Source organism: Devosia sp. XGJD_8, from assembly GCF_046614475.1.
GTDB lineage: Bacteria > Pseudomonadota > Alphaproteobacteria > Rhizobiales > Devosiaceae > Devosia.
In genome coordinates this window covers 2,114,821-2,126,315 of the sequence record NZ_JBKJHF010000001.1, presented here as the reverse complement: position 1 = coordinate 2,126,315, position 11,495 = coordinate 2,114,821, and the positions used below count along the sequence as shown (strand labels likewise).

The 11,495-nt window shown below is 62.7% G+C and carries 14 protein-coding genes; 8 read left to right on the top strand and 6 right to left on the bottom strand.

Going from position 1 to position 11,495, the window contains the following annotated elements; all coding sequences use genetic code 11:
- The first annotated feature begins 228 nt into the window (after positions 1-228).
- Together ACLI1C_RS10000 and ACLI1C_RS09995 are read left to right on the top strand one after the other, a co-directional pair.
- Positions 229-546, top strand: a complete 318-nt coding sequence (locus ACLI1C_RS10000) for a hypothetical protein (RefSeq protein ID WP_411396713.1) — start codon at positions 229-231, stop codon at positions 544-546.
- An 86-nt stretch (positions 547-632) separates the two neighbouring features.
- Positions 633-884, top strand: a complete 252-nt coding sequence (locus tag ACLI1C_RS09995; protein ID WP_411396712.1) for a GlsB/YeaQ/YmgE family stress response membrane protein — start codon at positions 633-635, stop codon at positions 882-884.
- Between the two features lie 43 nt (positions 885-927).
- On the opposite strand, the gene ACLI1C_RS09990 is transcribed toward ACLI1C_RS09995, so the two are convergent.
- Positions 928-1,185, bottom strand: a complete 258-nt coding sequence (locus tag ACLI1C_RS09990) for a YjhX family toxin (protein WP_411396711.1) — start codon at positions 1,183-1,185, stop codon at positions 928-930.
- A 247-nt stretch (positions 1,186-1,432) separates the two neighbouring features.
- On the opposite strand from ACLI1C_RS09990, the gene ACLI1C_RS09985 reads away from it, so the two are divergent.
- From ACLI1C_RS09985 to gatB, 3 genes are all read left to right on the top strand, one after another.
- Entirely contained in the window at positions 1,433-1,744 is a 312-nt protein-coding gene (locus ACLI1C_RS09985; protein WP_411396710.1) for a chorismate mutase, read from the top strand.
- Positions 1,745-1,758: 14 nt separating this feature from the next.
- Entirely contained in the window at positions 1,759-2,268 is a 510-nt protein-coding gene (locus ACLI1C_RS09980; RefSeq protein ID WP_411396709.1) for an N-acetyltransferase family protein, read from the top strand.
- 224 nt (positions 2,269-2,492) lie between these two features.
- The gene (gene gatB / locus ACLI1C_RS09975) at positions 2,493-3,992 is read left to right on the top strand and encodes an Asp-tRNA(Asn)/Glu-tRNA(Gln) amidotransferase subunit GatB (protein WP_411396708.1); all 1,500 of its coding nucleotides are present in this window, start codon (positions 2,493-2,495) and stop codon (positions 3,990-3,992) included.
- A gap of 12 nt (positions 3,993-4,004) precedes the next feature.
- Here gatB and ACLI1C_RS09970 read toward each other — a convergent pair whose 3' ends face one another.
- From ACLI1C_RS09970 to purM, 5 genes are all read right to left on the bottom strand, one after another.
- Positions 4,005-4,211 carry a hypothetical protein gene (locus ACLI1C_RS09970; RefSeq protein WP_411396707.1) on the bottom strand — a complete coding sequence of 69 codons (207 nt, stop codon included), beginning with the start codon at positions 4,209-4,211 and terminating at the stop codon, positions 4,005-4,007.
- Between the two features lie 52 nt (positions 4,212-4,263).
- Positions 4,264-5,154 carry a DMT family transporter gene (locus tag ACLI1C_RS09965; RefSeq protein WP_411396706.1) on the bottom strand — a complete coding sequence of 297 codons (891 nt, stop codon included), beginning with the start codon at positions 5,152-5,154 and terminating at the stop codon, positions 4,264-4,266.
- Between the two features lie 96 nt (positions 5,155-5,250).
- On the bottom strand, positions 5,251-5,838 hold the full coding sequence (gene purN / locus ACLI1C_RS09960; RefSeq protein ID WP_411396705.1) for a phosphoribosylglycinamide formyltransferase: 588 nt from the start codon (positions 5,836-5,838) through the stop codon (positions 5,251-5,253).
- Positions 5,835-6,308: an AAA family ATPase gene (locus ACLI1C_RS09955; protein WP_411396704.1), complete on the bottom strand. Its 474-nt coding sequence runs from the start codon at positions 6,306-6,308 to the stop codon at positions 5,835-5,837. The genes purN and ACLI1C_RS09955 overlap by 4 nt, the downstream gene beginning before the upstream one ends.
- On the bottom strand, positions 6,309-7,385 hold the full coding sequence (purM, locus tag ACLI1C_RS09950) for a phosphoribosylformylglycinamidine cyclo-ligase (protein WP_411396703.1): 1,077 nt from the start codon (positions 7,383-7,385) through the stop codon (positions 6,309-6,311).
- Between the two features lie 134 nt (positions 7,386-7,519).
- Between purM and ACLI1C_RS09945 the strand changes: the two genes are divergently transcribed.
- The 3 genes from ACLI1C_RS09945 to ACLI1C_RS09935 are packed head-to-tail and all read left to right on the top strand — an operon-like array spanning position 7,520 to position 11,493.
- Positions 7,520-8,611 (top strand): AI-2E family transporter, encoded by a 1,092-nt coding sequence (locus tag ACLI1C_RS09945; protein ID WP_411396702.1) that lies wholly within the window; start codon positions 7,520-7,522, stop codon positions 8,609-8,611.
- Complete coding sequence (locus ACLI1C_RS09940; protein WP_411396701.1) at positions 8,589-9,335, top strand: hypothetical protein; 747 nt, start codon at positions 8,589-8,591, stop codon at positions 9,333-9,335. Before ACLI1C_RS09945 ends, ACLI1C_RS09940 begins: the two co-directional genes overlap by 23 nt.
- On the top strand, positions 9,328-11,493 hold the full coding sequence (locus ACLI1C_RS09935; protein ID WP_411396700.1) for an RNA degradosome polyphosphate kinase: 2,166 nt from the start codon (positions 9,328-9,330) through the stop codon (positions 11,491-11,493). The genes ACLI1C_RS09940 and ACLI1C_RS09935 overlap by 8 nt, the downstream gene beginning before the upstream one ends.
- Positions 11,494-11,495 lie beyond the last annotated feature (2 nt).

The following is an 11,495-nucleotide window of genomic DNA, read 5'->3' as shown; positions in this document are numbered from 1 at the left end:
GGGGGAGGTTTCTCTCCACTCGTGGGCACGATAGTGCCAAGATCGCGCAGCGCCTCGATGGGGGAGGCTGGGAGGCGGTGGTGCCCAAAACTGGGGCCCGGGAATTTACCCCAAATGCCGGCGCCACTTGATTGACACCCCGATCCGCCTTATTTGGCCCCAATGCACAAATTGAAATTGGTTGTGACGCCGCCCAGGCTGGCGTCCGGGCCGACAAGGGTTTCACCGATGGCCTCTGATATCTTTACTTCGCTCGACTGGTCCGAGCCACCCAAGGACATGAGCAAGCCGCTGCAGGCGCTGTGGTGGCTCAAGAAGGGCGAGCTGCGGGTTGGCCCGGAATGGGAACAGGCCCATGTCATCGTGCAGGCGATGGAAGGCGTGCAGGCCTTCGACTGGGTGCATGCCCTGATGCACTGGATCGAGGCCGATATGGGCAATGCCGATTACTGGTATCGCCGCGCCGGCAAGAAGCGCGCGACGGCCAGCGTGGCCAGTGAGTGGGAACATATCGCCGCGGCGCTGAGCGAGGTCACCCGCCACTGACCATTGCCTATTATCAAGAACCCTTGCGTTCCTGGCCTGCTGTGGCAGGCTCTCCTGGTGGGGAGATTCCACTTGAGGAGGAATGAATGGGATTTGACGGTGTAGGCTGGCTTGCGGCCATCATCATCGGCGGCTTGGCCGGTTGGCTCGCCCAGAAGTTCATGAATACCAATACCGGGCTACTGATGAATATCGTGCTCGGTATTGTCGGCGCCATTGTCGCCAGCCTGATACTCGGGCTCCTCGGCATTTCTTTCGGCGGCTGGGTCGGCTACCTCATTGCGGGCTTCATCGGCGCCTGCATCATCATCGCCATCGGCCGCGCAGTAACGCGCTGACGGCAAGTGGATGGCCGGCCCGCGGGCCGACCATCCTGTCCTGCTAGCGGTTGTCGTATTCGCTCCGCACCAGCTCCAGTCCCCGTTTCGTGATGCGATAGGGCTGTCCGTTTTGCGAGCGGATGGCCTTCTTGGCCTTGAGCTTCTTGAACAGCAGCAAAGTGCAGTTGCTCATCAGCCAGCCTTCGCGGTTGAAGAATTCAAGGCCGGTCACCTTGCCGGCGTCGTCTTTGAGCAGCGCAATGCGGCCGCCCTGTGCGAGGGCATGCAGCACCCGCTGTTCGTCTCGTGAAATATCCATGGAAAGTCAGTTGCCTGCAGCAGCGGGCAAAGCCCGCGAACAAACATGATCGGCCGCCGGCATCGCGCACGGTGGTCGACCGGGTTCATTCATGCCCCGTCGCAGATGGACGGGGCTTCAGGCGGTTTCAGACTGACTAGACATGGCATTCAGATAGCGCCGGGCAGGCGTTTTGCGCAAGCGGGGCGGTTGAAATCGTGGCCCGTCCGGTGCAAACCAGCAACAGCAAACCATACTGGAAACCGAAGTGACCGAAGCCAAGTCGCCGCAAGACTGCGCCACCAAGGACGATGTCCGTGCTGAAATCGACCGCATCGACCAGGCTCTGCTGAGCCTGTTTGCCGAACGGCACCGCTATGTGACGCGCATGGCCCAGATCAAGACCGATCCGCATGAGGCGCGCGACCCGGCGCGCATCGAGGCCGTGATCGAGAAAGTCCGCACGCGCAGTTTGGCTCTTGATCTCGACGAAGATCAGGCCGAACTTGTGTGGCGGACCCTGATCGACTGGAACATCAATTACGAGAAGGGCATTATCGCGGCGCGGCGCCGCAGCTAGGGCAGGAGGTCACAATGGCAGGGATTTCCATTCGCAAGGCTGAACCCACTGATGCGCGCCGATTGGCCGATATTGCCTATCGCGCCTGGGAAAGTGGCATCTTCCCGCTGCTGACCGAACAGCCCGGGCTGCGGGAGGCCGAACAACGCCGGCTGACGCAGGCCGTGGCAGAGACGCTGCCGCGCATCATCGTGGCCGAAGTGGATGGTATCGCGGTCGCCTGGTGCTCGCGATCCGGCCGACGCGCCTATATTCCCTTCCTCTTCGTCATGCCCGAACTGCAGGGCCATGGCATTGGCTCGATGCTGCTGCGGCGCATGGAATCGATGCTGGAGCTCGAGGGCGCCGAGCGCGTCCATCTGGAAACGCCGGCCGACAATGTCCGCGCTGTGCGCTTCTACGAGCGGCAGGGTTATCGCATCCTGGCACTGCGGCCGGATGGACGTGCCGCGCATGAACCCTTCATGAGCGTCCATCTCGAAAAACGCCTGCATCCCTTCGATGGCGATATCGACGAGGATTGAGCCATCTTTCCGTCTCTCCTTGAGGGGGAGAAGTGCCCGAAGGGCGGATGAGGGGTTGTCGCCATATCCGCCCGAGGCATGGACGCAATATCCTCAGCGATTGTCCGCTGAACGCGGAGTCGCCCTCTACCTCAAAGGGCGTGGGGAGAAAGAGCCGTTGCATCGCTGGCTCGTCCTCAGTAATCACATAGCCAACCCTCGACTTGCCTTTTCAGGACGTCCAATTGACCCTCATTGATACCCGCACGCCGAACCCCAAGAGCTTCATCGCCGGCTCCACCGGTGACTGGGAGGTCATTATCGGCATGGAAGTCCATGCGCAGGTGACCAGCGAGAGCAAGCTGTTCTCGGGGTCCTCGACCGAATTCGGCAATCCGCCCAATTCCAACGTGTCCTTCGTCGATGCGGCCATGCCCGGCATGCTGCCGACCATCAATGAGGAATGCGTGCGCCAGGCCGTGCGCACCGGTCTGGGTCTCAAGGCGCAGATCAACAAGCGCAGCGTGTTCGACCGCAAGAACTACTTCTATCCCGATCTGCCGCAGGGCTATCAGATCAGCCAGTTCAAGGACCCGATCGTCGGCGAGGGCAAGGTGCTGCTCGACATGCCCGAGGGCCAGATCGAGATCGGCATCGAGCGCCTGCACCTGGAACAGGATGCCGGCAAGTCGATCCATGACCAGCACCCCAACATGAGCTTCGTCGATCTCAATCGCTCCGGCGTGGCGCTGATGGAAATCGTGAGCAAGCCCGACCTGCGCTCCTCGGAAGAAGCCAAGGAATATCTGGGCAAGCTGCGCACCATCCTGCGCTATCTCGGCACCTGCGACGGCAATATGGAGCAGGGCTCCATGCGCGCCGACGTGAATGTCTCGGTGCGGCGCCCTGGCGGCGAATTCGGCACCCGTTGCGAGATCAAGAACGTCAACTCGATCCGCTTTGCCGGCCAGGCCATCGAATATGAGGCGCGCCGCCAGATCGATATCCTGGAAGACGGCGGCACGATCGACCAGGAAACCCGGCTCTACGATCCCAAGACCGGCGAGACGCGCTCGATGCGCAGCAAGGAAGAGGCGCATGACTATCGCTACTTCCCCGATCCGGACCTGCTGCCGCTGGAATTCGACGAGCAATTCGTCAGCATGCTGGCGGCAAAACTGCCCGAGCTGCCAGACGAAAAGAAGCAGCGCTTCGTCACCGACTATGGTGTAACCCCCTATGACGCCATGGTGCTAACGCTTGATCGCGAGACCGCGGACTACTACGAATCCTGCGTGTCCTTCGGCGGCACCAAGCGCGACGGCAAGGCTGTGGCCAACATGCTCAATGCCGACGTGGCCGCCTATGCCAATAGCCAGGGACTGGCCGTGTGGGAGACCCACCTCAAGCCCAGCCAGATCGCCGGCATCGTCGACCTGGTCGCCGCCGGGACGATTTCGTCCAAGGGCGCCAAGGACTTGCTGCAGGTGATCATCGCCGAGGAGCCAGAGGGCGAACCGGCCGAGATCGTCGAACGTCGTGGCATGAAGCAGGTCACCGACATGGGGGCCATCGAGGCCATCGTCGACGACATCATCGCCGCCAACCCCGATCAGGTCGCCAAGGTGCTGGCCAAGCCGACCATGATCGGCTGGTTCGTCGGCCAGGCCATGAAGGCCTCGGGCGGCAAGGCCAACCCGCAGGCGCTCAGCGACCTGATGAAGAAAAAGCTCGGAATCGAATAGCTCCAAGCAGGATCAGGCGCGCGTAGGCGGCTGATCCGTCCCCGGGCCCGGCTCGGGCATGGGCTGGCCGGGAGTAGGGTCTTCCACTGGCTGGGGCGTATCCGGCAGCTCCTGGGGCGGAACTGGATAGGGCTCGACCGGCTGCGGCGGGGGCGGCTCGGGCTGCGGCACGATTTCCGGGATCGGGCGCGGATCGATATCGGGTCTGGGCTGGTTCATGATTGACGCTCCTGTGCTGACAGAAACGTCCCGGTGAGCGGTCTGTTCCGCCTCAGGCCGTCGCGCGATGCCAAAACTTGCCGATGCGGCCATCGATCAGCAACAGGCCTGCAAAGATCACCAGCATGCCCAGGAGCTGGATCGGCAATACGGTCTCCCGCAGCAGGGTTACGCCAAGGATGACGGCCGAAATCGGGGCGATGAAGGTCGTCGTTGCGAAGTTGGTGGCGCCGACGCGCGGCAGGATGCGGTACATGATCTGGAAGGTGAACGCGGTCGAGATCAGGCCGATGGCGGCGGCGGCCAGCCAGGTCTCGGTACGCAGCATGACCGGCGAGCCTTCAACCATGAACGCGATTGGAATGGCGACAATCGCAGCGCCGGTCAGCGCAATGGCGGCCAGGGCGGTCGGCTCCACAGCCTTGAAGCTGCGAGTGATATTGAGCGACAGCGCATAGCAGAGCGTGGCCAGCAGACAGGTGGCGACGGCCCAGAGTTGCGATTGGCCGCCCGAGAGCAAAGCCGGGGAAGCAAGGATGGCAACGCCGGCGAAGCCAACGGCCACACCGGCACTCTTGATGCGCGAGGCCTTCTCGCCGCCAATCCAGAAATGGCTGACGATCACTGTCATGATCGGGGTCAGTGCATTGATGATGGCCGCGACGCCGCTGGCCAGGTTGGCCTGAGCCAGCGGGAACAGGGCAAAGGGAATGGCGTAGGCCAGGATGCCCAGCGCGCCGAGCTTGAGCCAGAGCATCGGAGAACGCGGGATGGGCTTGCGCAGCGCTACCATCACGCCCCAGCAGCCAAGCGCACCGATGCCGACGCGGAACGAGGTGACCCAGAGTGGACCGATCTCGCGGATCAGCACGGCGTTGAAGATAAAGGAGCAGCCCCAGATGGCGCCGAGCAATATGATCCAGAACCAGTCGCGTTGCGCCATGGTGGCCTCCCAGGAGTGAGCCGGGAAACTACGCCTGACGAGAACAAAGGTCGAACCGATTTTGACGATGGGTTCGATCAAATCTGGTGATGACGATTAAGGCGCAGCAATCTTGCCGGAGGCCAGCAGGCGCAGGGCCTCGGGATAGATGCGGTGCTCCTCGATCAGAACGCGTGCGGCCAGACTGTCAGCAGTGTCGCCCGGCAGGACAGGCACTTCCGCCTGCAGGATCGCTGCGCCCTCATCGAGGCCGGGTGTGACGAAGTGGACCGTGCAGCCATGGACGCGGGCGCCATCGGCAAGCGCCCGTTCGTGGGTATGCAGTCCTTTGTAGAGCGGCAACAGGGAGGGGTGGATGTTGATCATCCGCCCGGCCCAGTGATGGACGAAATCGTCGCCCAGGATTCGCATGAACCCGGCGAGGCAGACGATGTCCACATCCCAGCTTTCCAGCGTCTGGGTCATGACATCCTCGAACATGTCGCGGGTGGGGAATTTGCTCTGAGCCAGCGAGGCGGTGGCGATGCCTTCCGCCGCAGCGGTGGCTAGCCCCGGGGCGGCGGCACGGTTGGAGAGCACGCCGACGATCTCGGCCGGGTAGTCGGGAGACCTGGCCGCCTCGATCAAAGTCGACATGTTCGAGCCGCGGCCCGAGATGAGGATGCCGACGCGCTTGCGGGTCATGGGAGGGGCTCCGAGGCTGGATCGTAGAGGGCGAACTCCGCCTCATCCGGTCGCTGGATCGCGGCTGAATAGGCGCGGAGGTCTTCCAGGGTGAGAGGCGGGTTCTCGCGGCCCCGGGCACTGGTGCGCTGAAACAGGGTTTCGAGTGGTGCGTCGACGAAGTGCAGCTCGACCTTGGCACCAAGAGCGCGCGCGCCTTCGCGGAGCATGTCGCGCTCGGAACGACCCCAGGTGCCCCACTCAATGATGGCCGTGCCGCCCAGACGGAGCAGGTCCTGCGCCTGTCGCCACTGCAAGTCCTCAATGCCCTTGCGCATGGCCGTGTCCCAGAGGTCGATGCCGAGGGCATCCATCCAGTCGTCGGGCGAGTAGATGCTGGCATCCAGATGCTCGGCCAGCCGCTTTGCCAGCGTTGTCTTGCCGGCGCCTGGCAGGCCGCAGATGATGATCAGGCGGCCCGAGCCGGGCATCTAGAGCGCCAGCTTGCCATCAAACGTCACGGGCTCGCCCGTGCGGGCTGTCAGCTGGCCAACGACCGAAGCGATCTCGCCCGATGCGTTGAGATGGTCGACAAGCTTCTGGGCATCCTCAGGTGCGACGGCGACCAGCATGCCAACGCCGCAATTGAAGGTGCGCAGCATTTCGCGCTCATCCATGCCGCCGACATGGCTGAGCCAGCCGAAGACCTTGGGGACCGTGATGGCATTGAGGTCGACATGGGCCGCCAGATGGTCGGGCAGCACGCGAGGAATATTGTCGATGAAGCCGCCGCCGGTGATATGGGCCAGTGCCTTGATTCCGATGCCGGCCTTGAGGGCGGCGAGCAGGGGCTTCACATAGATGCGGGTTGGCGTCAGCAGCGCTTCGGACAGCGACTGGCCGGGCGCGAACGGCGCGTCCATGTACCAGTCCACGCCGGACAGTTCGACGATCTTGCGAACCAGCGAATAGCCGTTGGAATGGACACCCGACGAGGCAATCGCGACCAGCGTATCGCCCGCGGCAATATCGGGGCGGGGCAGGAGAGTGCCACGCTCGGCAGCGCCTACAGCAAAGCCGGCCAGGTCGTAATCCTTGCCGTGATACATCCCCGGCATTTCGGCGGTCTCGCCGCCGATCAGCGCGCAGCCGGCAATCCGACAGCCCTCGGCAATGCCCGAAACGATCGCAGTGCCCTGTTCCACGTCGAGCTTGCCGGTGGCGAAGTAGTCGAGAAAGAACAGTGGCTCGGCGCCCTGAACGATGATGTCGTTGACGCACATGGCCACCAGGTCCTGCCCGATGGTGGAATGATTGCCCGTGTCGATGGCAATCTTGAGCTTGGTGCCGACGCCGTCATTGGCCGCAACCAGCACCGGATCGGTGAAGCCGGCGGCCTTGAGATCGAACAGTCCGCCGAAACCGCCAATTTCGCCATCCGCGCCCGGACGGCGCGTGGAACGAACTGCCGGCTTGATGGCTTCTACCAGTGCATTGCCGGCATCGATATCGACGCCGGCCTGCTTGTATGACAGACCGTTTGATGTCAGGTTTTGCGGATCGGACATTGGCCTCAGTACCGTGTGGGGAAAGCGTGCGTAAAGCCGTTACCGGAAGAGCAAGGCGGTTGCCAACGCCGGAGCCGGAAGTTAGACGGCCTGATAGCTTCTCCACCACACCGACGCAAGGGCCGCCGGGCACCATGACACTGCGAAATCAAGTGCTGATCTGGGTCACGTTCCTGGTCGTCCTCATCATGCTGCTCTGGATATTCCGGGGCATCCTGTTGCCGTTCGTCGTGGGTGCGGCGCTGGCCTATCTGCTCAATCCGCTCGTCAACCAGTTGCAGAAGTGGCGTTTCAACCGGGCCTGGGCGACCACGGTGGTGCTGCTCTGCGTCATCACCATCGTGCTCAGCCTGTTCCTGATGTTCCTGCCGCTGATCGGCCAGCAGATCATCGAGCTGTTGCAGCGGGCGCCCCGATACGTGGCAGACCTCCAGGAGCTCTTTGCCCGCTGGTCGCCGGAGATCAACGAGTGGCTCGGCCCCGAGCGGGCTGCCCAGTTGCAGACTGGTATCAATGACCTGACGCGGCAATTGCTCGGCTTCATCACCACGCTGCCGGGAGAGTTGGTCAATATCGGCCTGACGGGCGCGGCGGTAATCGGCTTCACCGTGCTGACGCCCGTGGTGTCATTCTACCTGCTGCTCGATTGGGAGGGCATGGTGCATGGCATCGAGACCCTGCTGCCCAAGGATCACAAGGGCGAAATCAACACCATCCTGAGCGACATCGACAAGGCCATGGCCGGCGTGATCCGCGGGCAGGGCGGCGTGCTGCTGATTGATGCGGCCTTCTATGCCACGGCCCTCAGCCTTATCGGGCTGAATTTCGGGCTGGTCGTGGGCCTTATTGCCGGCCTGCTCAGCTTTGTGCCCTTCGTTGGCTTCATCTTCGGCTTCGGCCTGTCGGTTGGCATTGCCATCGTGCAGTTTTCGGCGGATCCATGGATGGTCGGCGCCGTGGCGGGCATTTTCCTGTTCTGGCAATTCATCGAGGGCAATATTCTCTATCCCAAGCTCGTGGGCTCCTCGATCAACATCAACCCCGTCTGGATGATGTTTGCCTTGCTGGCCCTGGGCGCCGTGTTCGGCTTTGTGGGCCTGCTGCTCGCCGTACCCATGGCGGCCATCGCCTCGGTCCTGGTGCGCTATGGCGTCGCCAAGTACAAATCGAGCACCCTTTATCTAGGGCAGAATGGTGGCCCCCATGGCCCTGCCGGCAATCCCTGACAGCGACGAGCCCAAGGGCCAGCTGACGCTGGAGCTTGGCCACACGCCGGCACACGGGGAAGCAGATTTCCTGGTCGGGGAAGGCAATAGCCTGGCGCACGGCCGCGTCATGGCCTTTCCCCACTGGCCCGACCCGATAACCCTGCTGATTGGCCCCGCCAAGTCGGGCAAGTCGCATCTGGCGCGCATTTTTGCAGATCGCTCGGGCGCGCGTTTTGTCGCCATCGCTGATCTGGAAAAGCTGGCAACAGAGGGAGGCACCGACCCCCTGATCGTCGAGGATGTCGACCGGCTCGGCTATGATGAGTCAGGTCTGTTTCACCTGCTCAACCAATCCATGCGCGAGCTTCGGCCGATGCTGCTGACGGCGCGGGAAGACATTGCGAACTGGCCGCTGACGACGGATGATGTCCGCTCAAGGGCCCGCAGGGCCACTGCCTTCACGCTGGAACTGACGGACGACATTCAATTGTCACAGATGTTCGTGAAACTCTTCGGGGATCGCCAGATCATGGTCGATCCAAAAACCATCGCTTACCTGGTGGCGCGCATGGAGCGCTCCACCGAGGAAGTGGTGATTCTTGCTGACCTCATGGACCGGCTGGCCCTCGCCAAGGGTACGGCCATTACCCGCAGCATCGCCGCCGATGCCCTCGACCGCCGCCGGGCTGCGCTTGGCCAGGCGAGCCACGAACAGGACTGGGATACCCAAGACGATGAATGACCTGAGCGATTTCGCCGAAGCCGATGTGCCGGTTCCCGATACCGAGGCGCTACGCAAGAGCCCGGCGCGTTTCGTCAATCGCGAGGTCAGCTGGCTGCAGTTCAACATGCGGGTGCTCGAAGAAGCGGGCAACACCAATCACCCGCTGCTGGAGCGGCTGCGCTTTGTGTCCATTTCGGCCAACAATCTCGACGAGTTCTACATGGTCCGCGTGGCCGGCCTCAAAGGCCAGATGCGCGCCGGGCTCACCAAACAGAGCGCCGACGGGCTGACCCCGGCCGAGCAGATGGAAGAAATCGCCACGCTGGCCCAGCACCTGCAGCTCGAGCAGCAGGACCACTGGCAAAGCCTGCGTGAGGAACTGTTCGCGCAGAACGTGGTGATCCATGAGGCGGATGACCTGACGACCGATCAGGTCAACTATCTGCAGAAGCTGTTCCGCGAGGAAATCTTCCCGGTGTTGACGCCGATCGCTGTCGATCCGGCGCATCCCTTTCCCTTCATCCCCAATCTGGGTCTGGCACTTGCCTTCGAGCTCAAGCGCCCGGATAACGACCTGCCGCTGACGGCCCTGGTCCGCATTCCCGGCAATCTGGACCGCTTCATCAACCTGCCGAGCGGTCTGGTTTCGGAAGGGCGCAGCGAGGTCGTCACCATCGACACGCTGGTCAAGCTGTTCTTCCACAAGATGTTTCCCGGCCATGAAGTGGTGGGGTCCGGCGCCTTCCGGGTCATTCGCGACAGCGAAATCGAAATCGACGACGAGGCGGCCGATCTGGTGGTCGAATTCGAGACGGCCTTGCGCCAGCGCCGGCGCGGGCAGGTGATCCGGCTGGAAATCGAAAGCTCGATGCCGCGCGCGCTCAAGCGACAGATCAGCGAGCAGCTGGGCGTCAAGGAAGGCGAAGTCTTCGAAGTGCAGGGCTTTCTCGGCCTCGCCGATGCCAGCAAGGTCTGCGACGTCGACCGGCCGGACCTCAAGTTCACGCCCTATCATGCGCGCTTTCCCGAGCGCATCCGCGACTATAACGGCGACAGCTTTGCGGCGATCGGTGCCAAGGACATCCTGGTGCATCATCCGTTCGAGAGCTTCGACGTGGTGGCGCAGTTCCTCATGCAGGCGGCGCGCGACCCTGAAGTGGTCGCCATCAAGCAGACGCTCTATCGCACGTCTGCCAACAGCCCCATCATCAAGGCGCTGGTCTTGGCCGCAGAGGCGGGCAAGTCGGTGACCTGCCTTGTCGAACTCAAGGCGCGCTTCGATGAGGAGGCCAATATCCGCTGGGCGCGCGACCTGGAGCGGGCAGGGGCGCAGGTCGTGTTCGGCTTCATCGAGCTCAAGACGCATGCCAAGCTCAGCCAGGTGGTGCGGCGCGAAAAGGGCAAGCTGGTCAGCTACTGCCATATCGGCACCGGCAACTACCATCCGATCACGGCCAAGATTTATACCGACCTCAGCTACTTCACCATCGATCCGGCAATCACCCGGGACGTAGCGCGGGTCTTCAACTTCATCACCGGCTATGCGCGGCCGACCGAGCTGGAAACCATCGCCGTGTCGCCGGTCAACCTGCGGCAGACACTGCTGAATGACATTGCCCGCGAGATCGAGTTTGCCCGCAATGGGCAGCCGGCCAGCATCCTGTTGAAGATGAACTCGCTGGTCGATCCGCAGATCATCGACGCGCTTTACGATGCAAGCCAGGCCGGGGTGAAGGTTGACCTGATCGTGCGCGGCATCTGCTGCCTGCGGCCAGGCATCCCAGGCTTCTCGGACAATATCCGGGTAAAGTCGATAGTCGGCCGGTTCCTGGAACACAGCCGCATCTACTGTTTCGGCAATGGCGAAGCCATGCCCAACCCGCGCGCCAAGGTCTATATTTCCTCGGCCGACCTGATGGGCCGCAACCTCGATGGGCGCGTCGAAGTGATGGTGCCGATCCTCAACAGGACCGTGCATAAGCAGATCCTCGACCGGATTCTGGTTGCCTATCTGCGCGACAACCAGCAGAGCTGGGAAGTGCTGCCCGATGGCAGCTCGCATCGGATGCGTGTGGCCGAGGGCGACGAGCCCTTCAATGCGCATGACTACTTCATGACCAATCCCTCGCTGTCCGGTCGGGGCAGCGCTGGCGGGGTCGAAGGTGACGAGGGCTAGGT